The organism is Rhizobacter sp. SG703, assembly GCF_012275445.1.
GTDB lineage: Bacteria > Pseudomonadota > Gammaproteobacteria > Burkholderiales > Burkholderiaceae_C > Rhizobacter.
In genome coordinates this window covers 203639-230109 of the sequence record NZ_JAAZQK010000008.1, presented here as the reverse complement: position 1 = coordinate 230109, position 26471 = coordinate 203639, and the positions used below count along the sequence as shown (strand labels likewise).

Annotated in this window: 20 protein-coding genes; 10 read left to right on the top strand and 10 right to left on the bottom strand. The window is 69.9% G+C overall.

All coding sequences use genetic code 11. The annotated features are described in order from the left end of the window. Positions 1-10: 10 nt before the first annotated feature. The 5 genes from FHT26_RS18670 to FHT26_RS18650 all read left to right on the top strand — a co-directional run bounded on the left by FHT26_RS18670 (position 11) and on the right by FHT26_RS18650 (position 4856). Positions 11-808, top strand: coding sequence for an ABC transporter ATP-binding protein (locus FHT26_RS18670; RefSeq protein ID WP_168561609.1), 798 nt, complete (start codon positions 11-13; stop codon positions 806-808). Between the two features lie 106 nt (positions 809-914). Further along, positions 915-1619 carry an ABC transporter ATP-binding protein gene (locus tag FHT26_RS18665; RefSeq protein WP_168561608.1) on the top strand — a complete coding sequence of 235 codons (705 nt, stop codon included), beginning with the start codon at positions 915-917 and terminating at the stop codon, positions 1617-1619. 30 nt (positions 1620-1649) lie between these two features. Further along, positions 1650-2867 (top strand): ABC transporter substrate-binding protein, encoded by a 1218-nt coding sequence (locus tag FHT26_RS18660; protein WP_168561607.1) that lies wholly within the window; start codon positions 1650-1652, stop codon positions 2865-2867. Between the two features lie 139 nt (positions 2868-3006). Continuing rightward, entirely contained in the window at positions 3007-3894 is an 888-nt protein-coding gene (locus FHT26_RS18655) for a branched-chain amino acid ABC transporter permease (RefSeq protein ID WP_168561606.1), read from the top strand. Between the two features lie 50 nt (positions 3895-3944). Next, a complete protein-coding gene (locus FHT26_RS18650) occupies positions 3945-4856 on the top strand; it encodes a branched-chain amino acid ABC transporter permease (protein ID WP_349238183.1) in 912 nt (303 codons plus the stop codon). A gap of 70 nt (positions 4857-4926) precedes the next feature. Here FHT26_RS18650 and FHT26_RS18645 read toward each other — a convergent pair whose 3' ends face one another. After that, complete coding sequence (locus tag FHT26_RS18645; RefSeq protein ID WP_056804238.1) at positions 4927-5388, bottom strand: Lrp/AsnC family transcriptional regulator; 462 nt, start codon at positions 5386-5388, stop codon at positions 4927-4929. A gap of 100 nt (positions 5389-5488) precedes the next feature. Between FHT26_RS18645 and ilvB the strand changes: the two genes are divergently transcribed. Next, entirely contained in the window at positions 5489-7234 is a 1746-nt protein-coding gene (gene ilvB / locus FHT26_RS18640) for a biosynthetic-type acetolactate synthase large subunit (RefSeq protein WP_168561605.1), read from the top strand. Positions 7235-7238: 4 nt separating this feature from the next. Here the strand turns inward: ilvB and FHT26_RS18635 are convergent, their stop codons facing one another. After that, on the bottom strand, positions 7239-10421 hold the full coding sequence (locus FHT26_RS18635) for a hypothetical protein (RefSeq protein ID WP_168561604.1): 3183 nt from the start codon (positions 10419-10421) through the stop codon (positions 7239-7241). 78 nt (positions 10422-10499) lie between these two features. Beyond that, positions 10500-11546, bottom strand: coding sequence for an RNA methyltransferase (locus tag FHT26_RS18630; protein WP_168561603.1), 1047 nt, complete (start codon positions 11544-11546; stop codon positions 10500-10502). Between the two features lie 96 nt (positions 11547-11642). On the opposite strand from FHT26_RS18630, the gene FHT26_RS18625 reads away from it, so the two are divergent. Beyond that, positions 11643-13364 carry a M14 family metallopeptidase gene (locus FHT26_RS18625; RefSeq protein ID WP_246867984.1) on the top strand — a complete coding sequence of 574 codons (1722 nt, stop codon included), beginning with the start codon at positions 11643-11645 and terminating at the stop codon, positions 13362-13364. Positions 13365-13377: 13 nt separating this feature from the next. On the opposite strand, the gene FHT26_RS18620 is transcribed toward FHT26_RS18625, so the two are convergent. From FHT26_RS18620 to FHT26_RS18610, 3 genes are all read right to left on the bottom strand, one after another. Continuing rightward, positions 13378-14208: an outer envelope protein gene (locus tag FHT26_RS18620; RefSeq protein WP_168561602.1), complete on the bottom strand. Its 831-nt coding sequence runs from the start codon at positions 14206-14208 to the stop codon at positions 13378-13380. Positions 14209-14357: 149 nt separating this feature from the next. Next, the gene (gene ypfH / locus FHT26_RS18615) at positions 14358-15074 is read right to left on the bottom strand and encodes an esterase (RefSeq protein ID WP_168561601.1); all 717 of its coding nucleotides are present in this window, start codon (positions 15072-15074) and stop codon (positions 14358-14360) included. A 90-nt stretch (positions 15075-15164) separates the two neighbouring features. Further along, a complete protein-coding gene (locus FHT26_RS18610) occupies positions 15165-16214 on the bottom strand; it encodes a porin (protein WP_168561600.1) in 1050 nt (349 codons plus the stop codon). A 153-nt stretch (positions 16215-16367) separates the two neighbouring features. Between FHT26_RS18610 and FHT26_RS18605 the strand changes: the two genes are divergently transcribed. Both FHT26_RS18605 and FHT26_RS18600 read left to right on the top strand, forming a co-directional pair. Next, entirely contained in the window at positions 16368-16871 is a 504-nt protein-coding gene (locus FHT26_RS18605; protein ID WP_168561599.1) for a (2Fe-2S)-binding protein, read from the top strand. Then, entirely contained in the window at positions 16868-19156 is a 2289-nt protein-coding gene (locus FHT26_RS18600) for a xanthine dehydrogenase family protein molybdopterin-binding subunit (RefSeq protein WP_210427473.1), read from the top strand. Before FHT26_RS18605 ends, FHT26_RS18600 begins: the two co-directional genes overlap by 4 nt. Positions 19157-19201: 45 nt before the next feature. On the opposite strand, the gene FHT26_RS18595 is transcribed toward FHT26_RS18600, so the two are convergent. The 3 genes from FHT26_RS18595 to FHT26_RS18585 all read right to left on the bottom strand — a co-directional run bounded on the left by FHT26_RS18595 (position 19202) and on the right by FHT26_RS18585 (position 24265). Further along, entirely contained in the window at positions 19202-22387 is a 3186-nt protein-coding gene (locus FHT26_RS18595; RefSeq protein WP_168561598.1) for a PAS domain S-box protein, read from the bottom strand. Positions 22388-22571: 184 nt separating this feature from the next. Next, a complete protein-coding gene (gene pyrF / locus FHT26_RS18590; RefSeq protein WP_168561597.1) occupies positions 22572-23393 on the bottom strand; it encodes an orotidine-5'-phosphate decarboxylase in 822 nt (273 codons plus the stop codon). After that, complete coding sequence (locus tag FHT26_RS18585) at positions 23390-24265, bottom strand: LysR family transcriptional regulator (protein ID WP_246867983.1); 876 nt, start codon at positions 24263-24265, stop codon at positions 23390-23392. Before FHT26_RS18585 ends, pyrF begins: the two co-directional genes overlap by 4 nt. 91 nt (positions 24266-24356) lie before the next feature. On the opposite strand from FHT26_RS18585, the gene FHT26_RS18580 reads away from it, so the two are divergent. After that, on the top strand, positions 24357-24971 hold the full coding sequence (locus tag FHT26_RS18580) for a glutathione binding-like protein (RefSeq protein WP_168561595.1): 615 nt from the start codon (positions 24357-24359) through the stop codon (positions 24969-24971). Positions 24972-25002: 31 nt separating this feature from the next. On the opposite strand, the gene FHT26_RS18575 is transcribed toward FHT26_RS18580, so the two are convergent. Beyond that, positions 25003-26367 carry a leucine-rich repeat domain-containing protein gene (locus FHT26_RS18575; protein ID WP_168561594.1) on the bottom strand — a complete coding sequence of 455 codons (1365 nt, stop codon included), beginning with the start codon at positions 26365-26367 and terminating at the stop codon, positions 25003-25005. Between the last annotated feature and the right edge of the window lie 104 nt (positions 26368-26471).

Below are 26471 nucleotides of genomic sequence, written 5' to 3'. Positions count from 1 at the left end.
GAGTTCCATGATGACGAGCACTGCCAACACCGCCAGCCCCACCGACACCATCCTCGAGACGCGCGCGCTGACGAAGGAGTTCAAGGGCTTCGTCGCGGTCAACCAGGTCGACCTGAAGGTCCGGCGCGGCCACATCCATGCGCTGATCGGCCCGAACGGCGCCGGCAAGACGACCTGCTTCAACCTGCTGACCAAGTTCCTGACGCCCACGCGCGGCCAGATCCTCTTCAACGGCGACGACATCACGCGCGAGAAGCCGGCGCAGATCGCGCGCCGCGGCGTGATCCGCTCGTTCCAGATCTCGGCGGTGTTCCCGCACCTGAGCGTGCTCGAGAACGTGCGCGTCGCGCTGCAGCGCCGGCTCGGCACCTCGTTCCACTTCTGGAAATCGGAACGCACGCTGCACGGGCTGAACGACCGCGCCCGCGCGCTGCTGGCCGAGGTCGACCTGGCCGGCTACGCCGACACGCCGACCGTCGAGCTGAGCTACGGCCGCAAGCGCGCGCTCGAGATCGCGACCACGCTCGCGATGGAGCCCGAGCTGATGCTGCTCGACGAGCCGACGCAGGGCATGGGGCTGGAAGACGTGGACCGCATCCGCCAGCTGATCAAGAAGGTGTCGGCCAACCGCACCATCCTGATGGTCGAGCACAACATGAGCGTGGTGGCCAGCATCGCCGACACCATCACCGTGCTGCAGCGCGGCGCGACGCTGGCCGAAGGCCCGTACGCCGAGGTCTCGAAGAACCCCGCGGTGGTCGAGGCCTACATGGGCACCGCCAACGTCGAACTGCAAGGGGCGCATTGATGAAATCGGCCCCCCAGTCGCTTTGCTCCTGCCCCCAAGGGGCGCCCCGCCAGAGGCCCGGCAAAGCCGGTTCCTCGGCGTGTTGCTTGATCCTGGATCGCACGCCATGACGACACGTTTCCTTGAAGTCCGGGGCCTTCAGGCCTGGTACGGCGAATCGCACGTGCTGCACGGCGTCGACTTCCACGTCGACGAGGGCGAGGTCGTCACGCTGCTCGGGCGCAACGGCGCCGGGCGCACCAGCACGCTGCGCGCGATCATGGGCCTGACCGGCAGCCGCCAGGGCTCGATCCGCATCCGCGGGCAGGAGGCCATCGCGCTGCCGACGCACCGCATCGCGCGGCTCGGCATCGGCTACTGCCCGGAAGAGCGCGGCATCTTCTCGAGCCTGTCGGCCGAGGAGAACCTGCTGCTGCCGCCGAAGCTCGCCGACGGCGGCATGGCCGTCGACGCGATCTACGCGATGTTCCCGAACCTGAAGGAGCGCGCCGGCAGCCAGGGCACGCGGCTGTCGGGCGGCGAGCAGCAGATGCTGGCCGTCGCGCGCATCCTGCGCACCGGCGCGAAGCTGCTGCTGCTCGACGAGATCTCCGAGGGCCTGGCCCCGGTCATCGTGCAGAAGCTCGCCGAGATGGTGGTGCTGCTGCGCCGCCAGGGCTACACGGTCGTGATGGTGGAGCAGAACTTCCGCTTCGCCGCGCCGCTGGCCGACCGCTTCCTCGTGATGGAGCACGGCCAGATCATTCAAGAGTTCACCCAGGCCCAGTTGCCTGACCGCCTGGCCCAGCTCCACGAGTACCTGGGCGTCTGATTTCAAAGATCCACCACAAGGAGACCTCCGATGAACCTGAGACAAATCGCCGCCGCCTGCTCGCTCGTCGCCACCGCCGCTGCTCTGGGCACTGCCCTGCCCGTGCACGCGCAGGTCTCCGGCGACGTGATCCGCATCGGCTTCATCACCGACATGTCCGGCCTGTACTCCGACATCGACGGCCCGGCCGGCGTCGAGGCGATCAAGATGGCGATCGCCGATGCCGGCGGCATGGTCAACGGCAAGAAGGTCGAGCTGGTCGTCGCCGACCACCAGAACAAGGCCGACGTGGCCGCCGCGAAGGCGCGCGAATGGTTCGACACGCAGGGCGTCGACATGCTGATCGGCGGCACCAACTCCGGCACCAGCCTGGCGATGGCCAAGGTGGCGCTCGAGAAGAAGAAGCCGTTCATCGCGGTCGGTGCCGGCAGCTCGGCGCTGACCAACGAGCAGTGCAGCCCGTACACCATCCACTGGGCCTACGACACGATGGCGCTGGCCAAGGGCACCGGCGGCGCGGTGGTGCGCGCCGGCGGCAAGAGCTGGTACTTCCTGACGGCCGACTATGCGTTCGGCCAGGCGCTGCAGAACGACACCACCAACGTCGTGAAGGCCGCGGGCGGCTCGGTGGTCGGCCAGGTCAAGCACCCGCTGTCGGCCAGCGATTTCTCGTCGTTCCTGCTGCAGGCGCAGTCGAGCAAGGCGCAGATCCTGGGCCTCGCGAACGCCGGCGGCGACACCATCAACGCGATCAAGGCGGCCAACGAGTTCGGCGTCACGAAGACGATGAAGCTGGCCGGGCTGCTGGTGTTCATCAACGACATCCACTCGCTGGGCCTGAAGACGACGCAGGGCATGTACCTGACCGACAGCTGGTACTGGAACAAGGATGCCGAGACGCGGGCCTGGAGCCGCAAGTTCTTCGAGAAGGTCAAGCGCATGCCGTCGTCGCTGCAGGCTGCCGACTACTCGGTGGCGGCCAACTACCTGGCGGCCGTCAAGGCGACCGGCACCGACGACGCCGACAAGGTGCTGGCGCAGCTGCACAAGGGCAAGGTCAACGACATGTTCGCGAAGAACGGCACGGTGCGCGAAGACGGCCGCATGGTGCACGACATGTACCTGATGCAGGTCAAGACGCCGGACAAGTCGACCGAGCCGTGGGACTACTACAACGTGGTCGAGACGATCAAGGGCGACGCTGCGTTCACGACCAAGGCGGAGAGCAAGTGCGCTTCGTGGAAGTGAACGATCTTCCCCGTTCGCCCACCCACCCCCGTTCGCCCTGAGCAGGGACTGAGCTTGTCGAAGGCCCGTGTCGAAGGGTGGTGCCATGGCACCAAGGCTTCGACAGGCTCAGCCCGAACGGAATTTTGAGACCCATCCCATGACCGAAATCTTCGGCATCCCCCTGCAGGCCTTCGCCGGCCAGCTGCTGCTCGGCCTCGTCAACGGCTCGTTCTACGCGATGCTGAGCCTGGGCCTGGCGGTGATCTTCGGCCTGCTCGGCATCGTCAACTTCGCCCATGGCGCGCTCTACATGGTCGGCGCCTACGTGGCCTGGTTCTCGGTGGAGAAGTGGGGCCTGGGCTACTGGGGCGCGCTGGTGCTCGCGCCGGTGATCGTCGGCGCGCTCGGCGTCGTCATCGAGCGCACGCTGCTGAAGCACCTGTACAAGCTCGACCCGCTGTACGGCCTGCTGCTGACCTTCGGCCTCGCGCTGATCGCCGAGGGCCTGTTCCGCGACCAGTTCGGCGTCTCCGGCCAGCAGGTCAACGTGCCCGATGCGCTGCAGGGCGCCACCAACCTCGGCTTCATGGTGCTGCCCAACTACCGCGCCTGGGTCGTCGTCGCGTCGCTGACGGTCTGCCTGGGCACCTGGTTCCTGATCGAGAAGACGCGGCTCGGCGCCACGCTGCGCGCCGGCACCGAGAACCCGGCGCTGGTGCAGGCCTTCGGCATCAACGTGCCGCGCATGGTGATGTTCACCTATGCCGGCGGCGCGGCACTCGCGGCGCTGGCCGGCGTGCTGGCGGCGCCGGTGATCCAGGTCACGCCGCTGATGGGCAGCAACCTGATCATCGTGGTGTTCGCGGTGGTCGTGATCGGCGGCATGGGGTCGATCCTCGGCTCGATCCTGACCGGGCTGATGCTCGGGCTGGTCGAGGGCCTGACCAAGGTGTTCTACCCCGAGGCCTCGAACATCGTGGTGTTCGTGATCATGGCGATCGTGCTGGTGATCCGCCCGGCCGGCCTGTTCGGCAAGGAGAAGTGAGCGTGGTGTCCACCCCGACCAAGAACGACGCCTTCCAGCGCAAATCCGTCATCGCCTGGGGCGTGCTGCTGGCGCTGCTGGCGATCGCGCCCTTCATCGGCATCTACCCGGTGTTCATGATGAAGGCGCTGTGCTTCGCGATCTTCGCGTGCGCCTTCAACCTGCTGCTCGGCTTCACCGGGCTGCTGTCGTTCGGGCATGCGGCCTTCATGGGCTCGGCGGCCTACGTCACCGGCTGGCTGGTGCGCAGTGCCGGCTGGACACCCGAGCTCGGCATCGTCGCCGGCACGGGGGTGGCTGCGGCGCTCGGGCTGGTGGTCGGGCTGATCGCGATCCGCCGCCAGGGCATCTACTTCGCGATGATCACGCTCGCGATGGCGCAGATGATCTATTTCGTCTGCCTGCAGGCGCCATTCACCGGCGGCGAGGACGGGCTGCAGGGCGTGCCGCGCGGCAAGCTGTTCGGCGTGATCCCGATGGCCAACGACCTGGCGATGTACTTCTTCGTGCTCGCGGTGTTCGTCGCGGTGTTCGGGCTGATCCTGCGCATCGTGCATTCGCCATACGGCCAGGTGCTGAAGGCGATCCGCGAGAACGAGCCGCGTGCGATCTCGCTCGGCTACGACGTCGACCGCTACAAGCTGCTGGCCTTCGTGCTGTCGACCGGCATTGCCGGGCTGGCCGGCGCGATGAAGACCTTCGTGCTCGGCTTCGCGACGCTGTCGGACGTGCACTGGTCGCTGTCGGGCGAGGTGATCCTGATGACGCTGCTCGGCGGCATGGGCAGCTTCGCCGGGCCGGTGCTGGGCGCGTTCACGATCATCGGGCTGCAGGATTACCTGGCCGACCGCGTCGGCTCCTGGGTCACGGTGATCATCGGCGTGATCTTCGTGGTGTGCGTGATCGCGTTCCGCAGGGGCTTCGTCGGAGAGCTGATCGCCTGGCAGAAGCGCAGAAGCTGAGCGCGGGCCGCCCCAAGCCGGCCCGCATCCCCTCGGGGATCGATCGATGTACCCATCGATCGAGGGGCTGTCATCTTCGCAACGGCAGCAGGCTCTGCTTCAACTGCCGCAGCACGAAGCTCGACTTGCTGTGGCGGATCCCGGGGATCTTGTAGAGCCGTTCGCGCAGCAGCCGTTCGTAGTCGCGGGTGTCGCTGACGGCGATGCGCACGTAGTAGTCGTAGTCGCCCGACACCAGGAAGGCCTCCAGCACCTCGGGGATCGCCTCCAGCGCACGGCCGAATTCGAACAGCGCCTCGTCGGAATGGCTGTCCAGCGTGACCTGCACGATCACCGTGTCCGGCAGGCCGACCTCGGCCGGGTTCACCCGCACCGAATAGCCCTCGATCACGCCGGCCTGCTCCAGCCGCTTGATGCGGCTCCAGCATGGCGAGCTGGTCAGCCCGACCTGCGCACCGAGCTCGCCCATGCTGATGCGGGCATCGCGCTGCAACGCTTCGAGGATGGCGATGTCGAACTTGTCGAGCTGCATGCTGTGACCTTGTGAAGGCGCAGGAGGATTTGCCGCCGGCATCGTAACCTGCCGAAGTTTCAGCAGCCTTTGCTGCGCCTCGCACGAGAAACTTGCGGGCATGAACGCACCTCTCGCCGCCGAATGCCTGCAGCCCGCCGCACCCTCCGCGAGAACGCCCGACGGCGCCGACCTGCTGATCGCGACGCTGCTCGCGCACGGCATCGACACGGTGTTCGGCTACCCCGGCGGCGCGGTGCTGCCGCTGTACGACGCGCTGCACCGCGAGCCGCGGCTGCGCCACATCCTCGTGCGGCACGAGCAGGCGGCGGTGCATGCGGCGCAGGGGTACGCGCGCAGCACCGGCCGTGTCGGCGTGCTGTTCGTGACCTCGGGGCCGGGCATGAGCAACACGACGACCGGCCTGCTCGATGCGCTGTGCGATTCGGTGCCGGTGCTGTGCATCAGCGGCCAGGTCGCGACGACGGCCATCGGCACCGACGCGTTCCAGGAGTGCGACGCGCTCGGCATCTCGCGGCCGGTGACGAAGTGGAACGCGCAGGCGCGCAGCGCGGCGCAGCTGGGGCCGCTGCTGCGCAAGGCACTGGCGGTGGCCGCCGGCGGCCGGCCCGGGCCGGTGCTGCTGGACGTGCCGAAGGACGTGCAGCTCGCGCCGCAGGTGCCGGTCACCGTTGGCGCGACGGGCACCTTCACGCTGCCGCGACCGGCCAGGCCGAACGCGTCGCTGCGCCGCGCGGTCGACGCATTGCGCGAGGCGCGCCGACCGGTGTTCTATGGCGGCGGCGGGCTGATCAACGCCGGCCCCGCCGCCTGCGCCGCGTTCGCCGAGCTGGTGCGCCGCTGCCACGCGCCGTGCACGCTGACGCTGATGGGCCTGGGCGCCTTCCCGGCGTCGAGCCCGCTGTTCGTCGGCATGCTGGGCATGCACGGTACGCTGGAGGCCAACCTCGCGATGCACGAGGCCGACCTGGTGGTGTGCGTCGGCGCGCGCTTCGACGACCGCGTCACCGGCCGGCTCGACGGCTTCTGCCCTGGCGCCCGCTTCGTGCACCTCGACATCGACGCGACCTCGATCAACAAGGTCGTGAAGACCCAGGTGCCGCTGGTCGGCGATTGCGGCGAGCTGCTCGACGCGCTGCTCGACAGACTCGGACCGCAGCCGCCAGCCCCGCAGCGGCTCGATGCTTGGTGGGCGCGCATCGGCGGCTGGCGGGCCCGGCGCTCGCTGGCCTTCGACGACACACCGCAGCAGATCGCGCCGCAGGCGCTGCTGGTGCGGCTGCAGGCGGCGCTCGACGGCCGCGACGCGATCGTCTCGACCGACGTCGGCCAGCACCAGATGTGGGCCGCGCAGCACCTTCGCTTCGACGCGCCGCGGCGCTGGCTCACGTCGGGCGGCGCCGGCACGATGGGCTATGGGCTGCCGGCGGCGATCGGCGCGCAGGTCGCGCACCCGGACCGGCTGGTGGTATGCGTCAGCGGCGATGCGTCGATCCTGATGAACATCCAGGAAATGGCGACGGCCGCGCAGCACGCGACGCCGGTCAAGGTGGTGCTGCTGAACAACGGCCACATGGGCATGGTGCGGCAGTGGCAGCAGCTGGTGCATGGCGGGCGCACCAGCCACAGCGCGCTCGATACACAGCCGGATTTCGTCGCGCTGGCCCGGGCTTTCGGCTGGCGTGCGCGCCGCGTCGTGCAGCGCGGCGAGCTCGACGACGCGCTGGCCGAATGCCTCGCGAGCGACGGGCCGTTCTTCCTCGACGCGGTCGTCGCACCCGAGGAGAACTGCTGGCCGATGATCCCGGCCGGCTGCGCGCACCACGAGGTGCTGCTCGGGCCTTAGCCGTTCACCACGGCGCTTTCGGGCACGCCGTCCTGGCGGATCCCGGCAGCGGCTTCGCCTGGCTCAGGAAATACGAGTTCTGGTCCAGGAACCGCGCTCGGCACAAGGCGATGGCCTGGCGCTTCGGATCGCGCTCCAACAAGCCTTCCAGCGCGTAGCTCCAGGCCCAGAGCGGGAACATCTGCTGGTGTGCTCGCGCGAAGCGCAAGGCCTCGGTGCGGTAGGCCTCCTGCCGCGTCTGCCTGAACATCAGCCAGGCCGCCTGCGCGTACTGATAGGGCTGGGGCACGGCGGTATCCACCACGCCGCTCGCCAGCTCCGAAAGCCGGTAGCGCGCGGCCCGCAGGAAGTCCAGCGACGAGGCGGTCTGTCCTTCACGCGCCAGCAGCATCGACTTGGAGAGCAGGGCATGGAAGTCGATGCTCTGCAAGTTGGTTGCACGCACGATGTCGAGTTCCGGATCTCGGCCCGAGAAGTTCTGCCAGGCCAGCCATGTGAAGCCGGGCTGCAGGAAGCGCTTGTCCCATTCGGTGGCGCGCGTTGCCGCGCTGCGCCAGGTGTCGAGTTCTTCCTTCGAAGCTTCGCCACGCAGCAGCATCTGCTGCAACTTGGCGGAAAGGACCCAGGCCTGGCTGTCGAAGACCGTGGTGGCATCCTGGCCCTTGAGCACAGCGATGTCGGCGTCGCCCGGCAGCCGGTCGACCACCGCGTGGGTGTGCAGGAAGCGCAGCGCCGCGTCCTGGTCGTGGAACTGCGCTCCCTCGAGCTTCTGGCTGGCGATCCAGGCCTTGGCGGCCGCGAGGTCGCGCTTTTCGTAGCGCGTGCCGACCACCACCGCGTTCCAGAGTTCGAAGGTCCTTGCCAGCGTCAGCCGTGGCAGGACGGCAGCCCAGGCCTCCTGGGCGCGGCCTGTCATGAACAGCAGACCGGACAGGTCGCGTCGCACGAAGTCGCTGTCGTAGCGTCGCTTGCGATACTGGGTCGCTTCGAGTGCTCCTGGCACATCGCGGTCGATCATGGCCAGCCGCGCCCGCGCCACCGCCTCGGAGCCGCTGCCGGTCGCGAAGCCGAGCACCTTCTGGTAGTAGACCTTGGCACTCTCCATGTCGGACGCGAAGAAGAAGGCATGCGCCGGATCGGCCCAGGCGTGCGATTGCGCAACGCGGTCATCGTCGCGCGAATTGGCCTGCACGTCGTCGATGAGCTTGCGTGCGTGCGCAAGGGGCTGACCGGCTTGCAGCATGCGCATGGCAAGGGCGGTGCGCGTCTGCAACACCGCCGGCTGGCGCAGGATCACGGTGCGCAAGGCTTCCTCGCTCATGTCGTCGAGGGGGCTGGTGGCGAGGCTGGCGTCCTGCCACTCGAACAGCGGCCGGGCGGCACGTTGCGGAGCGACTGGGGTCGGAATCGTCGTCGAGGCGGGCATCGAGGCAGCTCGCGCCGAAACCATGCGCATTTCCTGTTGCCGGCGTGCATCGCGCACCGGGCCGCTGGCGAGGAACAACGCCGGCTCGCCGTTCGTGCGGGTTTCCTGCTTCTCCTCGACGGTCTCGCGATCGAAGCGCAGCACCATCAGCAGGCGCGCCTCGTCGTCGGTCAGCCGGGCGATCACCGGGTCGTTGTCGATGTTGGTATTGCCGGACTGGTGGTGGGCCGACAGCGAGGACATGGCCAGCGCGCCGTCGTATCGCTGCAGCTCGGCGGTGCTCTGCACGAAGTCGCCGTAGGCGGTCTGCATCCTCCCGAGGATCGAGGCGAAGCTGCCTTCCATCGCCTCCAGCTTTTCGGTCTGGTAGCGCATCTGCCGGATCAGCGGGTGTCGAGCCAGGTCGGCAGGTAGCGCGGCAACCAGGGCATCGCGCTTGTCGCGCTGTCCGTAGGTGCGTCCGTAGAGGTGGATGTCGCTGTACGCAGCCGCCAGGCGCCATTGTTGGTAGAGGGCGAGTTGCACCCCTGAGGCGCGGCCGGCCACTGCCCCGGCTTCGCGCGGGCAACGTGCGCTGGGCATGCTGCCCGGCAACGCACCCTCAATCTCGCACAGGTCGACGCGATGGAACTGGATGCCGTAGGCACCGCGTTGCACGAACACGGCGCGTGCAAACGGCGGCAGGCCCTCGGCGGCCGCGCCCACGAGGTCCTCCACCGCATTGCGGGCCGAGCGCACCGGCATGGCGTTGCCTCTCGACCGCGCCGTCACCAGCTTGGCGAGCGGGGCCACCACCGGGTCCGGCATCGTCATGCTGGCGAAGGTGTCGCGGAAAATGCCGGCGGGCATCAGTTCCCCCCAGGCCATCAGCGAAATCGCGGCTTGTGCCGGGGAGATCTTCGCCAGGGCCTGGGATTCGACCATCGCCGTGGCCAGCCACGCCAGGCGCGACGGCGACTCCGGCGTCACGACACCACCCTCCCCGGGGAAGGCGAGAGAGGGCATCAGCGTGCCGACAACGATGGAACGGCAGGCCAGGGCGGCCGCACCTGCACCCACCGGACTCTCGAGTTGCCAGGCCTCGGGGCCGCAGTCGCCGCCGGCAGGCGGAGCGGTCTTGGGCGCGGCCGCGAATTTCAGTTCATCCAGCATTGAGGGCAGCGCCTCCGTCATCGCGATTGCAAGGGGCTGCTTCATGGGCAGGCTGCGGTGTGCAAGCCGCGTCTGGCCCGCCTCCTTCACGGTGAGGGTGATGAAGGCCTGGTCGGCCCCGTCGTGGCCGATGTACAGCCCCAGCATCGACGAGGTCGGGTGGGCGGCGGCGAACTCGGCGACGGTGGCGTCGTCGAGCCTGCGGACCCAGGGGCCGTTGACGTCGAGCACGTCGGTCTGGCGGTTCGCAGGGACGCCGCGAGCGGCCAGTTCATGGTCCAGGCTCGCGGCGACGATGGCGCGAAAGGCCGGGGCAAATCCAAAGGCCTGGGTCTGTACCGGCAGCACCAGAACACGCGGCGCCTGCCCGTCCGCTGTCTTCAGCCGCACCGACTTCGCAGCATCGCCCGGCCTCACCGACGTGAGCTTCAAGGCCTCGGCGAAGTAGTCCGGCTGCGGCCATCGATCGCGCTGGATTTCGTGAGGCAGTGCCGGCAGGCCGCCTCGAGGATCGGTCTGGGCCGAGGCCGGCGATGCGATCGTGCCAAAGGCAGCCGCGAGCAGGGACAGCGCCACGGCGGTGCCGCGCAGGGAATGGCGGTGGATCACGGGTACTCCCAGACTGTTTTGTTGTTCGGGAGGCGGATCATCTCCCATCGCCGTGACGATTCCGACCTGCGCCGTGCGTCAGCTGGCGACGATGATCGGGATCGAGCGTACCGAGGAGGGCTGGAGCACCGAGATGGCACGCGCCCGCAGCTGCCCGCACCCCCCGTCCACCTCCTGCCCGGCCGATTGCCGCAGCGTCGTCAGCACCCCGCGGCCGTGCAGCGTGCGGGCGATCGCCTCGGCCCGCTCCGCGCTCGGCCGGCGGAAATCCAGGCCCTCGTTCGTGTTGTACGGGATCATGTTCATGATCGCGTACTTGCCGCGCAGCAGCCGCACGATGCCGTCGATCTCGTCGTCGCCGTCGTTGATGCCGGCCAGCAGCGTCCACTGGTACTGGATCGGGTAGCCGGTCGCGCGGGCATAGCGTTCGCCGAGCTCGACCAGATCGTCGGGCGCGATGCGCGGCGCGCGCGGCAGCAGCTGCTCGCGCAACGCCGCCTTGGTCGTGTGCAGCGACAGCGCCAGCGCCGGCTTCACCGGGCCTTCCGGCAGGCGCTCGAACACCCGCGGGTCGCCGACCGTCGAGAACACCAGGCTCTTGTGGCCGATGCCGCCGGCCGTGCCGAGCAGCTCGATCGCTTCCACCACGTTGTCGAGGTTGTGGGCCGGCTCGCCCATGCCCATGAAGACGACCTTCCTGACCGGCCGGCGCGCCCGGGCCAGCGCGACCTGCGCGACGATCTCGGCACTGCCGACCTGGCGCAGCAGCCCGTCGCGGCCGGTCATGCAGAACACGCAGCCGACCGCGCAGCCGACCTGGGTCGACACGCACAGGCCGTCGCGCGGCAGCAGCACGCTCTCGACGGCCTGCCCGTCGGGCAGCTCGACCAGCAGGCGGGCCGAGCCGTCGTCGGCCGGGTGCTCGGAGCGCAGCCGTGCCAGGCCGTCGAGCTGTTGCATCAGCGCCGGCAGGGCCTCGCGCAGCGCGAGCGGCAGGAAATCCTCCGGGCGGCGCTTGCCGGCGTCCTGCGGCAGCGCGCGCGACCACTGGCGCAGCACGCGTTCCTCGTGAACGGGCTTGGCGCCGTGCTCGCGAAGCTGCTGGCGGAGGGTGGCGATTCGCATGGGGGGTCTTCGGAGGGGGCCACAGTCTAACGGCCGACGTCGGCGCCCGCCATGCGCGACACTCGACGCTTCGCCCCCACCGCCTTGACGTACGCCATGACGTTGCCCGCCACCCCCACGCCACGCTTCGACCTCTTCTACAAATACGACGCCCTGACCCGGCTGCTGTTCGACTACGCCGACGCCCACCCCGGGCTGGTGCAGGTGCGCTCGATCGGCAAGAGCCACGAGGGCCGCGACATCTGGCTCGCGACCGTCACCAGCACCGCGACCGGTCCCGACACCGACAAGCCGGCGTTCTGGGCCGACGGCAACATCCACGCCGCCGAGCTCACCGCCAGCACCACCTGCCTGTACTACCTGCACCACCTGGTGACGCAGTACGGCGGCGAGGACGAGACCGGCCGCCAGGTGACACAGTTGCTCGACACCCGCGCGATCTACCTGTGCCCGCGCATCAACCCCGACGGCGCCGAGCTGGCGCTGGCCGACCGGCCGCGCCACATCCGTTCGTCGACGCGCAGCTACCCGTACGACGAGGAGCCGGTCGAGGGCCTGACGCTGGAAGACGTCGACGGCGACGGCCGCATGCTGACGATGCGCATCCCCGACCCGCACGGCACCTACAAGAAGTGCCCGCAGGACGAGCGGCTGATGGTGCCGCGCGAGCCGGGCGAGTTCGGCGGCGAGTACTACCGGCTGATGCCCGAGGGCCTGCTGAAGAACTACGACGGGCTGACGGTCAACGTCAACCGCGACCAGGAAGGGCTGGACCTGAACCGCAACTTCCCGTCGGCCTGGCGGCAGGAGTTCGAGCAGGTGGGTGCCGGCCCCTACCCGACCAGCGAGCCCGAGGTGCGGGCGATGGTCGACTTCATCATGACGCATCCGAACATCGGCGCGGCGATCAGCTACCACACGCACAGCGGCGTGATCCTGCGTCCGATGGGCACGCAGAGCGACGACGACATGATCCCGGAGGACCTGTGGTCGTACAAGCGCTTCAGCGCGCTCGGCGAGAAGCTGACCGGCTACCCGGCCATCAGCATCTGGCACGACTTCAAGTACCACCCGAAGGAGGTCATCACCGGCACGCAGGACTGGGTGTACGAGCACCTCGGCGCGCTGTTCTGGGTGGTGGAGCTGTGGTCGCCGAACAAGGAGGCCGGCATCACCGGCTACAAGTGGATCGACTGGTTCCGCGACCACCCGGTCGAAGACGACCTGAAGCTGCTGAAGTGGAGCGACGAGCAATGCGGCGGCCAGGCCCATGTCGAATGGAAGCCCTTCCACCATCCGCAGCTCGGCGCGGTCGAGATCGGCGGCTGGGACAAGATGAATTTCTGGCGCAACCCGCCGCCCGAGCTGCGCGAGCGCGAGGCCGCGCGCTTCCCGGCGTGGATGAACCAGATCGCGCTCAGCCTGCCGCGGCTCGAGTTGCTGCGCACCGAGGTACGCGCGCTCGGCCCCGACACCTGGCGCGTGCGCATGGCGGTGTGCAACAGCGGCTGGCTGCCGGCCTACGTCAGCAAGCGGGCGCTGGCGCGCAAGACGGTGCGCGGCACGATGTTCGAGATCCACCTGCCGCCGGGCGATGCCGCCGTGTCGCTGGTCAGCGGCAAGGAGCGGATCGAAGGCCCGCAGCTCGAAGGCCACGGGCCGAAGAGCACGCTGCAGGCCTTCCTGCCGACGCGCGAGGTGACGGCCGACCGGGCGGTGGCCGAGTGGGTGGTGCGCGCGCCGAAGGGCACGCGGCTCGCACTCAGCGCGCGCGCGGACCGCGCGGGCGCAGTCAAGACCGAGGTGGTGCTCGACTGAGGCCGGCCTGCGGCTAGAAGTGGTACTCGGCCTTCAACGAAGGCGCCGACACCTTGGTGCCCGCCAGCGATGACGGGTTGCCGAACTTGTTCTTGATGTACTGGTAGCCAAATCCTGCATAGAAGGTCTTCGGCGTGCCGGCGGCCGAGCCCACGTCCCACAGCAGGCCCATCTCGGTCCAGGTCTCGGCCGCGGTGTCGCCGCCGAAACCGTCCTTGCCCTTTTCGCCGGTCCAGGTGCCCCAGCCCTTGAACACCGCCGGCAACCCGGCGTTGAAGTCGAAGCTCCACACCGTCGCGAGGCGCGGTGCCGCATCGAAGTTCACATGCGTGCCGGCGATCGAGTTGTTGTTGTTCTCCTTGTAGTACAGCAGCCCGAGCGTCAGCAGGCCCGGCACGTCGAACTCCACCTTCGGGCCGGCGATGTACTTCGTGAGCCCGGCACCGAAGGCATCGTTCTTCGAGTTGAAGTCGAAGCCGAACTGGAAGCCGACGTCGCGGATCGGGCCGAACTTCATCGGCTTGCCGCTCACCTTGCCGAAGCTCACGGTGTTGCTGTAGGTGACGTAGACCTCGTGCGCCCCGCGGTCGCTGTTGTTGGCGGCGTTGTTCTCGTCGGAGGCCAACATGTCGACCGCGAAGAAGTTGACGCCGTACTTGTAGCCGCCGACGTATTGCAGCGTCGCCACCTTCTTCTTCACGTCCGCGTCGCTGCCGGGTTCCTTGAACTTGGTGCCATAGGTGAAGCCGATGAAGGCGTCGCTCCACTCGGCAGCGGGGGTGGCGACGGCACAGGTGGCCAGTGCCGCACAGGCGACGGCCTTCGACAGGGTTCGGGTGCGCATGGGGAATCCTTCGGGATGGGTTGGTGATGCGGCGGAACAGGCCGGCACCTCACGCTTCCCATGCCCCGGCTTGGCGCATGCAGTCCCGATGGGTACCGACTTGTATGCAAGTCAGCAAACCCCATGCCACCGGTGGGGGCTCCCCCGGATCAGCCCAGCTCGTCGCTCGACGCGCTGCGCGGCAGGATCGGCGCCTCGCTCATCGCCTGGCGCCACACCTTCTTCGGCAGGAAGGTGCGCAGCTGTTCGACGGCCTTGTCGAGCAGCTCCGGGTGCAGCTCATGGCCGATGCCGGGCAGCACGTCGGCGGTGACGTCGCCGCCGAGCGCGACCAGCCGCTCGGCCGAATCGATCGCCGGGCCGCACGGCAGCACGCGGTCGGCCATGCCGTGGAACAGGTGCACGGTGGTGTCCTCGGGCGCATGCCCGGGCGCGGTCGCGTGGCGGCCGCTGAAGGCCAGCACCCGCCCGGCCAGCGCCGGCTCGGCCTGCACCGCCTCGAGCGCCATGATCGCGCCCTGCGAGAAGCCGCACAGCGCGGTGCACGGCCACGACATGTTCAGCTGCTGCTGCACGCTGCGCACCGTCGCGATGAAGCGCGGCAGCGCTTCGGCGACGCGCTGCGGGCGGTTGTCTTCGGTGATGCCCTGGATCGAGAACCACTGCCAGCCGCTGCCGCCGCCCGGCACGCCGTCGAACGGGTGAGGCGCATCGAGGCAGACGACGGCGGCCTGCGGGTACTCGGCGACCAGGCGTTGCGCCAGCGGCTCCATGTGCGACGCATTGGCGCCAACGCCATGGAACAGCAGGAACAGCAGCTCGGGCGCGCCGTTGGCGGGCAGGTGGGCAAGGGCGGTGGCAGGCATGACAGGGTTCTCCGATCGACCCGACAGTGTGCCGCCGCCGCAGCGCCCGCACGCGCAAGCGCTTTGAATGCAGCGTTCAAGCGAGGGTGGTCAGAACCGCACGCGCAGGCCCGCCGCGACGCTGGTGCCGTTCTCCACATTCGTCAGCCGGTCGCTCATCACCACCGCATACGCATCGGTCAGCTTCGACAGCGCATGGTCGTAGCCGAGCGTGACGGTGCGGTTCTTGACCTCGCCGGGGTTCAGGTCGGCATTTGCCTGGCCGTACTGCGCGACCACCTTGCCGAGCGCGCCCACCGGCACCGCGAGCCCGAGCCCGTAGATGTTCGAGCGGGTCTCGACCGTCGCCCGCGTCTTCACGCGCGTCGCCTGCGCATACAGCTTCGCGAGGCCGAAGTCGTACGAGCCGCCGAGCTGCAGCGTGTCCTGGCGGTCGAAGCCGACCGGCGCCGCGACCAGCCCGTTCTTGACCTGCTGGTACGCGATCGTCGCGCCCCAGGTCGGCGTCAGCAGCACCCAGTTGCCGCCGAGGTTGCGGCCGGTCGCGCCGGGCGCAGCTTCGCCCAGGTTGCCGATCAGGCTGACGTTGTAGCCCTCGGCGTTCGAGGTGTTGTAGAGCAGCGAGTTGTTCCAGCCCGAGTCGCCCTGGAAGGCGAGGCCGGTGCTCGGCGCGAAGACCTGCCGGATGCTCGGCGAGAAGCCGAACGAATCGCCGAGCGCGTTGAACGACAGCGTCGAGACGAACAGCGGCGTCGTGTTGCGCCCGAGCGTGCTGGTGCCGAAATCGCCCTGGAAGCCGACATAGGCGTTGCGTGCCCAGAAGGCATCGGTGTTGCTGCGGCCGACCGAGCCGGTGTCGGCCCGCAGGTAGTGCTCGAGCGCGAACTTCAGCTTCAGCGTGCCGCCGAGGTCTTCGGTGCCCTTGAAGCCGAGGAAGCTGGTGGTCAGCTTGCCGCTCTCGGCGCGCAGCGTGCGCTGGGCGCCGGCATCCTGGAAGCGGCCGGCCGACATGTCGACCAGCCCGTACAGCGTGACCGACGAGGCCGACGGCGTCGAGGCGGCCGATTGCGCCCAGGCGGCTGGAGACAGCGTGGTGGCGGCGACCGCGGCAGCGGCCAGGCAGGACAGACGACGGTTCATGCAGCGGAACTCCGGCAGGCGTGGAAATGACGAAAAGGGCGTCAGGATAAACCCGGACGCGCGTGCGCCCGGTCACACCCCGTTTCGTTGACGCCACAGCGCTGCCCCCGCGCCCGGCCCAGAATGGGGACCGACACCGGAGTGACCCGATCCATGGACCTGACCGTCAACGGCCAGACGCTGCCCCTGCCGCCTGACGCGGTGGAACCCGACATGCCCCTGCTGTGGGTGCTGCGCGACGTGCTGATGCTGACCGGCACCAAGTTCGGCTGCGGCGTCGCGGCCTGCGGCGCCTGCACGGTGCATGTCGACGGGCAGGCGGTGCGCTCGTGCGTGACGCCGCTGTCGGCCGTGCAGGGCAAGCCGGTGCGCACCATCGAGGCGCTCGGCGTCCCCGGCCAGCCGCACGCGCTGCAGCAGGCGTGGATCGCGCACCAGGTGCCGCAATGCGGCTACTGCCAGAGCGGCATGCTGATGGCCGCGGCCGACCTGCTCGCAAGGAACCCGTCGCCCACCGACGCCGACATCGACGCGGCGATCACCAACCTGTGCCGTTGCGGCACCTACCCGCGCATCCGCGAGGCGATCAAGGGCGCCGCGGCGGCGCTGCGCGGCGAACCCCACCGGTCCGACCGCTCGAACGAGGCCCGCGCATGAGTGCCCAGATCGGACGCCGCAGCCTGCTGCTGAGCGCGCTGGCCGGCGGCGGCGCGCTGCTGGTCGGCTGGAGTGCGCTGCCGCCGCGCAGCCGCACCGGCAGCTCCGACCCGCTGCCGGCCGCCGACGGCAGCGTGACGCTGAACGGCTGGATCCGCATCGAGCCCGACGGCCTCGTGCAGCTCGCGATGAACCGCAGCGAGATGGGCCAGGGCGTGCACACCGCGCTCGCGATGCTGGTGGCCGACGAGATGGACACGCCGCTGTCGCGCGTGAAGCTGGTGCAGGCGGCGCCGCAGTCGCTGTACGGCAACGTCGCGATGTTCGTCGGCGCACTGCCCTTCCATCCCGACGACACCGAGCCCGGTCGCGAGACCACCACCGTCAAGGCCGGCCAGTGGATGGTCAGCAAGTTCGCGCGCGAACTGGGCGTCAGCGTGACCGGCGGCTCGTCGAGCATCGCCGACGCGTGGGACGTGCTGCGGCTGGCCGCGGCCACCGCGCGGGCGCAGCTGCTGGGCGCCGCATCGCTGCAATGGAAGCTGCCGCGCGCGGAACTGCAGGTGCATGGCGGCATCGTCAGCCACGTGTCGGGCCCGCATGCGCACTTCGGCGAGCTTGCGAAGCTGGCCGCGGCCACGCCGGTCGGCGATGTGCGCACCAAGGACCCGAAGGACTGGACGCTGATCGGCACGGCCGCGCCGCGCACCGACCTGGCCGCCAAGGTGAACGGCAGCGCGCGCTTCGGCCTCGACACCCGCGAGCCGGGCCAGCTGTATGCAGTGGTGCGCCATTGCCCGATGCTCGGCGGCAGCCCGCAGCGGGTGAAGGTCGACGCGGCGATGCAGCTGCCCGGCGTGCAGCGCGTGGTGCGGCTCGGGCCGTATGCCGGCTCGACCGCGGCGGTGGCCGTGGTCGGCCGCAGCACCTGGCATGCGCAGCGCGGCGCGCAGGCGCTGGAGATCGACTGGGCTGCGCCACCGGCCGGCGCAGCCGACACGAAGCGCATCGACGAGGCGCTGGAGCAGGCCGCGCGCGAAGCCGCGCACACCGATGGCGGCTTCGCGTTCCACACCCGCGGCGACGTGAAGCAGGCGCGCGCCGGCGCCGCGCGGCAGATCGAGTCGCTGTACCGCGCGCCCTACCTGGCGCATGCGCCGATGGAGCCGATCAACTGCACCGCGCGCGTGCACGACGGCGGCGTCGAGCTGTGGGTGCCGACGCAGGTGCCCGACATGGCGCGCGCGATCGCCGCCCGCGTGGCCGGCGTGCCGCTGGAGGCGGTGACGCTGCACGTCAGCTACCTGGGCGGCGGCTTCGGGCGGCGGCTCGATGTCGACTTCGTCGCGCAGGCGGTGCGCATCGCGATCGAATGCGGCGGGCATCCGGTGCAGCTGGTGTGGCCGCGCGAAGAAGACATCGCGCACGATTTCTACCGGCCGGCCGGCGTCGCGCTGATGCAGGCGAGCCTGGATGGCAAGGGCATGGTCTCGGGGCTGACGATCACCGCGGCCGGGGACGCGATCACGCCGCGCTGGATCGAACGCGTGCTGCCGTCGCTGGCCGGGCCGGTCGACACGCCCGACAAGAGCGCGGCCGAAGGCCTGTACGACCTGCCGTACGGCATCTCGCACCAGCGCATCGCGCAGGTCGCGACGCACAGCGGCGTGCCGGTCGGCTACTGGCGCTCGGTCGGGCATTCGCACCATGCGTTCTTCAGCGAATGCTTCATCGACGAGCTGGCCGAGGCGGCCGGCCAGGACCCGGTGACGTTCCGGCTCGGGCTGCTGGGCGACATGCCCCGGCATGCCGCGGTGCTGAAGCTCGCGGCCGCGAAGGCCGGCTGGGGCCGGCCGCTGCCGGTGGGCCAGGCCCGCGGCGTCGCGCTGCACGAGAGCTTCGGCAGCATCGTCGCGCAGGTGATGGAGGTGTCGCTCGCCGACGGCCGGCCGCGCATCCACCGCGTGGTCTGCGCGGCCGACATCGGCACGGTGGTCAACCCGGGCATCGTCGCGCAGCAGATGGAGAGCGCGGTGGTCTTCGGCCTGTCGGCCGCGCTGTACGGCCGCATCGACATCGACGGCGGCGCGGTCAGGCAGCGCAACTTTCCGGACTACAAGCTGCTGACGCTGGCCGACTGCCCGCGCATTGAGACGCACCTGGTGCCGAGCACCCGCGCGCCCGGCGGCATGGGCGAGCCCGGCACGCCGCCGGCCGCACCGGCGCTGGCGAACGCGCTGTATGCGTTGACCGGCCGACGTCAACGGGCCTTGCCACTCTCATAGCCCGGATGCCCATCCGGGACGCCGCTCCCCGGATCGGCATCCGGGCTACGGGCGCTGCTCCGTCTGGGCCACGGCCCGCAGCAGCGCCTGTCGCAGCCGGTGCGCATCGATCGGCTTCGTCAGGAACTCGTTCATCCCCGCGGCCAGCGCCTGGTCGCGCTCCGACACCAGCGCCGCCGCCGTCAGCGCGATGATCGGCAGCTCGTCGGCCGGATGCTGCTCGCGCAGCCGGCGTGCTGCCTCGTGGCCGCTCAGCCGCGGCATCTGCACGTCCATCAGCACCGCGTCGAACAGCCGTCCTTCGTCGACCGAGCGCCGCACCGCCACCAGCGCCTCCAGTCCGTCGACCGCCTGCACCACGTCGATGCCCCACTGCTCCAGCATCGCGACGCCGATCATCATGTTGACCGGGTTGTCCTCGACCATCAGCACGTGCGCGCCGGCCAGCGACGCGACGTCGAGCGATTCCGCATCGGTGCCGACCTCGCGCGCCGGCGTGGCCGGCAGCGGCAGCGCGGCCCAGAAGCGGCTGCCGCGCCCGACCTCGCTGTCGACGCCGACCTGCCCGCCCATCAGCGTCGCCAGCTCCTTGCAGATCGACAAGCCGAGGCCGGTGCCGCCGAAGCGCCGCGTGGTCGACGAGTCGGCCTGCGTGAACGGCTGGAACAGCCGCCGCTGCGTCGCGTCGTCGATGCCCGGGCCGGTGTCGAGCACCGAGAGCCGTACCCGGCCGTCCGCATCGAGCGCCGCTTCCAGCGTGACGTGGCCGCGCTCGGTGAACTTGATGCCGTTGGTCAGGTAGTTGCTGAGGATCTGCCGCACCCGCACCGGGTCGCCGAGCACCGTGCCCGGCACCTCCGGCGTCATCGCGAGCCGCAGCGACAGCCCGCGCGCCTGCGCCAGCGACTGGTACGCCCGGTGCACCGCGACCAGCAGCCCGCGCAGGTCGAAGGCGACCGCCTCGACACTGAGCTTGCCGGCCTCGATCTTCGACAGGTCGAGGATGTCGGAGATGATGCTCGCGAGGTTCTGCGCGCTGTCCTGGATCTGCGCCAGGTACTGGTCGCGGCGCGGCGCGTCGAGCCCCGGGCGCATCGCCAGCCGCGCCAGGCCCAGCAGGCCGTTCAGCGGCGTGCGGATCTCGTGGCTGGTGTTCGCGAGGAACGCGCTCTTGGCCTGGTTGGCCGCCTCGGCCACGTCGCGCGCATGGGCCAGCGCCTGCTCGAACGCGCGCCGCTCGGTCACGTCCTCGGCGATCCAGATGGTGCCGCCCTGGCTCGGGTGCGTCGGGTCCACCGCCTGCGCGAGCAGGCGGCACAGGAAGCTGCTGCCGTCGCCGCGCCGCATCATGCGCTCGACCTCCACCGGCTCGCCCTGCGCCAGCCGCGGCCCGACCAGCGCGCCCATCTCGGCATAGGCCGCCGCGTCGCTCCACACCACCTGCCCCGGCTGGCCGATCAGCGCACCGGCCGGCCAGCGGAACATCGCCTCGAAGCAGGGGTTGGCCTGCATGAAGCGGCGCTCGCGCGTCAGCGCGATGCCGATCGACGCGTTCTGCAGGATCGCCTCGTGTTCGAGCCGCACGCGCTCGGTCTCGGTGACGTCGCGGCCGTTCAGCACCAGATAGTCCTGGTCGTCCATCCGGAAGCGCGCGGCCGACAGCAGCAAGGACACGACCGTGCCGTCGCGCCGCACGAAGGTGGCCGGCAGGTCCTTCACCAGGTCGCCGCGGGCCAGCCCGGCGACCAGCGCTTCGCGGTGCGACTGCCGGTGCCAGATGCCGATCTCCAGCGCGGTGCGGCCAACCACCTCGTCGCTGCGCCAGCCGGTGATGCGGGTGAAGCTGTCGTTGACCATCACGTAGCGGCCGCTGGCCACCTCGGTCAGCGTGATGCAGTCGGGGCTGGTCGCCACCAGGTGCGACAGCAGGGCCTGCGAGCGCCGCAGCGCGGTCTCGGCCTGCACGCGCGCGGTGATGTCGTGGAACATCGACAGCGTGGCCGGCCCGCCCGGCGCGTTCACCCGCATGCCCGAGGCCTGCGCGCTCAGCGGCCGGCCGTCCAGCGACATCAGGTCGAAATCCGCGACGCCCAGGCCCTCGCCGACCGGCAGCATCTCGAGCGACGCGACGCGCCGGCGCACCTGGTCGCGCGCGTCGCCTTCCGGGTAGAGCCGGGTCAGGTCGAAGCCCTTCATCGCGTCGGCCGACGCGAAGCCGAACAGGCGCGCGGCAGCGTCGTTGCTGTCGACCACGACGCCGTTGCGGTGCAGCACCAGCGCGGTCGGCGACAGGCGGAACAGCTCGCGGTAGCGGCCCTCGCTCTCGGCGATGGCGCGGCGCGCCTCGACCTCGGCCGTGATGTCGCGGCCCAGCCCCCAGTAGCCGAGGAAGCGGCCGTCGGCATCGAAGCGCGGCCGGCCGCTGACCATGCTGTGGCGCAGCTCGCCGGTCTCGCCCGGGCGGCTCGCCATCAGGTTGCTGAACGGCAGGTGGGCCTCCAGGTCGGCGCGGTGCCGGGCCAGCGTGTCGGCGTCGAGCCCGATCTGCGGCATCTCCCACGGCCGGCGGCCCAGCCGTTCCTTGGCGTCGATGCCGGAGTACTGGTTCAGCTTGTCGCTGATGTGGGTGAAACGCAGGTCGGCATCGAGCTCCCAGTACCAGTCGGCGGCCATCAGCAACAGGCTGCGAAAGCGCTCCTCGCGGTCGCGCGCCTCGCCGAGCGCACGCCGCACGACGCCGGCGATCAGCATCCCGCTGGCGGTGGCGGAACCGAAGATCAGCCAGTGCGTGAGCACGCGCAGCGGCAGCGGGATGCCGGCCATCGCGGACGGCCCGGGCAGCCAGCCTGCGTGGTGGGCGAACGCCAGGCCGGCCACCGCGGCGGCCATCGCCAGCGCGAGCACGATGCCCGAGGCCGGGCTGGACAACACGGTCACGACGCAGATCAGCAGCCCGAGGTAGCCGAGGTTCAGCGCGTGCACGCCCTGGCCGAGGCCGATGGTCGTGACCAGCACCGCGCTCGCGGCGATCCAGCCCATGCCTTGCACGAGGCGCGGCAGCGCGACGCGGCGCATCGCCCGCAGGCCGATCGCGAAACTGAGCGCGAGCGCGAGGCAGTCGCCGACCAGCAGCGCGCGCATCGCGGGGCGGGCCGGCAGCGAGGGCGACAGGTAGATCAGCGCGCCGATCAGCGAGATCGCGATGCCGGCGCCGAAGAACAGCCGGGCCACCATCCGGTCCAGGGGTTCGCTCGGCAGAAGGGGCAGGGGCGAGGAGAGCGGCACGGCGAGGGACCGCGCATCGACAAACAACCCGCGCGGTGCCGCAGAGTGTGGCACCGCGCCGCGGCCGATGCGGGCTGGTTTTCCCGATTCCGCCGGCGTGTCGTGCAGGACTGCACGACGGCGCCGTGCTTCAGGCGGTGGGCTTGTGCGCGTTCAGCTCGACGCGCGTGGCCTGGGCGACGCGGCGGGCGGCGCTCGCGAAATCGTCGCCATTCGACGCGTACAGCACCGCGCGCGACGAGTTGACGACGATGGTCGCATCGGCACGCCAGCCGGCGCGCACCGTGGCGGCGGCATCGCCGCCCTGCGCGCCGACGCCCGGGATCAGCAGCGGCAGCGTGGGGGCGAGTTCGCGCACGCGGGCGATCTCGCCGGGGAAGGTCGCGCCGACCACCAGGCCGAGCTGGCCGCTGCGGTTCCAGTCGCCCTGCGCGAGGCGGGCAACACGTTCGTAGACCTTGTCGCCGCCGGCCAGCGATTGCGCCTGCAGATCGGAGCCGCCGGGGTTGGAGGTGCGGCACAGCAGGATCAGGCCGCGGTCGCCGTAGCGCAGCCACGGCTCGAGCGAATCGAAGCCCATGAACGGCGACAGCGTGACCGCGTCGGCCTGGTAGCGCTCGAAGGCTTCGCGGGCGTACTGCTCGGCGGTCGCGCCGATGTCGCCGCGCTTCGCGTCGAGGATCACCGGCACCTCGGGCGCGACGCGCTTGATGTGGGCCATCAGCCGCTCCAGCTGGTCCTCGGCGCGCTGGCTGGCGAAATAAGCGATCTGCGGCTTGAAGGCGATCACCAGGTCCTTGGTGGCATCGACGATCGCGCTGCAGAAGTCGTAGATGCGGCCGGCGTCGCCCTTCCAGGCCCCGGGGAACTTCGCCGGATCGGGATCGAGCCCGACGCAGAGCAGGGAATCGTTGCGGCGTTCGGCGCGGCGCAGCTGGTCGGTGAATTTCATGGCGGGGATTTTAGGTGGCTCGCGAGGTGTGCCGCGACCACCGCGATGCGCCGCAGGTGCCGCGACTCCGGATGCGTCAGCAGCCACAGCTGCGTTTCGCATTCGGCCAGCGGATCGCTGAGCTGCACCAGCTCGCGCCGCTGCCCGGCGCTGAACAGCGGTGCGATGCCGACGCCCAGCCCGGCGGCGGCGGCATCGATCACCGCCTGCACGCTGTTGACGCGCAGCGCCGGCTCCGCCTTCGGCAGGTGCTTCTTGCGCCAGCGCACCGACGGGTGCTCGGGCAGCGCATCGTCGACGACGATCCAGCGTGCCGATGCCAGGTCGACCTTCGCCCTGCCGCGGCCCTTCAATCCGTACACCGCCGAGCGGATCGGCCCGAGCTCGCGGCCGACCAGGTGCGGCGGCGGCTTCACGGTCGCGCGCAACGCGATGTCGGCCTCGCGCTGCGACAGGTTGACGAGCTCGTTGCGTGCGGTGATCTCGAGCCGCAGCAGCGGATTGGCCGCGACCAGGCCGGCCAGCGCCGGCAGCAGCAGCCCGCTCTGGATGGTGTCGGTGGTGCTGATGCGCACCAGCCCGCTGACCGCCCCCGCCTCGACCCGTGCCACCGCACGCGCGGCTTCCAGCTCGGCTTCGATGCGCTCGGCATGCTGCGCCAGCTGCAGGCCCAGCTCGGTGGCGCGGTAGCCGTCGCGCGAGCGCTCGAACAGGCGCTGCCCCAGCGCCTTCTCGCTGCGCTGCACGGTGCGGAACACCGTCGAGCCGTCGACGCCGGCCAGCAGCCCGGCCGCGGCCAGGTTGCCGCCCCGCACCAGCGCCAGCAGCACCGCCAGTTCGCCGGTGCCGATCGGCCCGCCGGCAGATTGCATGGATGCAGCCATTGATTGCCACCTTGCCTATTTCAGATGCACCAGCGCAATCCTAGAGTCACGCCACCGAAACCTCAACAGGATCTCTGCAATGAAGCTCTATTACGCCCCCGGTGCCTGCTCGCTGGCCGTTCACATCGCGCTGCGCGAAATCGGCGTCGCGTTCGACGCCCACCAGGTCGACCTCGCGACCCACACGCTGGCCGACGGCGGCGGCAACTACTTCGACATCGCGCCGCGCGGCTACGTGCCGCTGCTGGAATTCGACGACGGCTCGCGCCACACCGAAGGCGCCGCGCTGCAGCAGTACATCGCCGACCTGGACCCGGCGCAGGCGCTGATCGGCGCGCCCGGCAGCCGGCGGCGCCTGGCCGTGACGCAGTGGCTGACCTACGTCAGCACCGAGCTGCACAAGACCTTCAGCCCGTGGCTGTGGCACAAGGAGACGGCCGACAGCACGAAGCGAGACGCGAAGCTGAAGCTGGCCGCGCGCTTCGCCGACATGGACAAGCACCTCGCGACGCGCGAGTTCCTGGCCGGCGACTACAGCATCGCCGACGCCTACGGCTTCACGATCGTGAACTGGAGCAACTTCCTCGGCATCCCGCTGTCGGACTTCCCGAACCTGCGGGCGTGGATGGCTCGCGTGTCGGCGCGGCCGGCGGTGCAGCAGGCGCTGCGGGCCGAGGGGCTGCTGAAGGATTGAAGCGGCCCCGGCCGAAGGGTCAGGCGGCGGGTTAGCTGCGTGGGCTGCGGGCCTCCTGCCAGGTCTTGGGTGTCGCACGAGCTTCTGGTGCGAGATCCGGCTTGCGAACCTGGTTGGCCAGCGATCGCAACGCGCGCTCGTCATCCTGGAGGTACCCGACGATCCTGCTGCGCAGTTCCGGTGGCAAGGTGCATGCGGATGAACGGCCGGCTGCGAAGACCGTCAAGGCGTTGGCCTGCAATCGCTCGAACAGGCTTGCGCGATTGCGGCTGATCGCAAAGGAGATCTTTGCTTTGATCAGTTCTGTCTTGTCGTGATCAACGGCTCCGGGGGCGAACTCCGGCAGGATCAATGTCGTCAGGGTGTCGTTGGGTTTGAAGCCTTCCTGTCGCGACAGGGCCCGTACCAACGCTTCCAGAAGCTCCATCGAAATGTCGCTGCCCGACATGTCCAGCCTGCGAAGGCAGGTGTTCTTCCGCAGCACCTCCGTCACGGCAGCGCCGTTGCCTCTCAGGCTGTGCCCGGCCACGGACAGGTGCTTCAGGCTGTGGTTGCCATCAAGCGCACGGAACAGCTCGGTGACCGTGAGGAGCGAATACGGTTCGGTCGTTTCCAGATCCAGCGTCACGAGGGTCTTGCTCGTGCGCAGGAGTGCGGTGATGGACTGCAGCGCGCCTTGGGTCAACTTCGCTCCCAGGGCCAGGTGGCGCCAGCCCTTGCTTCCATTCTGCTGGACCAGGATCTTGATGTCGGCTTCCGAGAGCGCGCAACCCGACATGCCCAATGCACACAGCGTGCGTTTGTCCACCACCGCGCGGATGATGAGCTCGCGGTCCTCCCTCGCAAATGGAATGCCGTTCAGCCACAGGCGCCGGAGGTGGCCTGACGTCAGCAGTTCGCCGATCGCGTCACCGGTTCGCAATGGCGCCCTCGGGCAGCGCGGGGAGGTGAGCTTTCTGCGGAGGGCTTTGCTGGCCGTGTCCTGGCGCGACAAGGCTGGCGTCAGGAAGCGATTGCGCGAGAGGTCAAGCGCCCGCACCCGCGGGTTCACGCGCAGGCAGGCGCAGAGTCGCGTCAGGCCCTTCGCGGTGAGGTCGTTGCCGCTGAGATCGAGCGCGACCGGCCCGCCCGGCGTCTTGGGCATCCATTCGTTGATCCAGCGGACCAGGAATTTCAGGTCATCGTCGGCCAGGGGGCCTTGCTCGTCGCCTGAGGCAGGGTAGCCAAGGCGCAAGGTCAGGCCAGCGTCGCCATCGCGCTCGAAGAGCGCCTTGACCAACCTTGCGGCTCCATCGCCGTCCTTGTTGCGAATGCAGCAGCGCATGACCTGCGACACCTCGTCTCGGGATGCCGGCAGTTGCCAGTGGCGAAAGAAGGCCGCCACCGGGCCCGTCACAGGGAGCTCATGCAACTTTGGGGTCTTGGGCTCCGCCCGTTGTCGCTCTGTCCACTCTGTCCGCACCGTCTGGAGCCTGGGCAGGACGGGGCGCTGTCCCGATG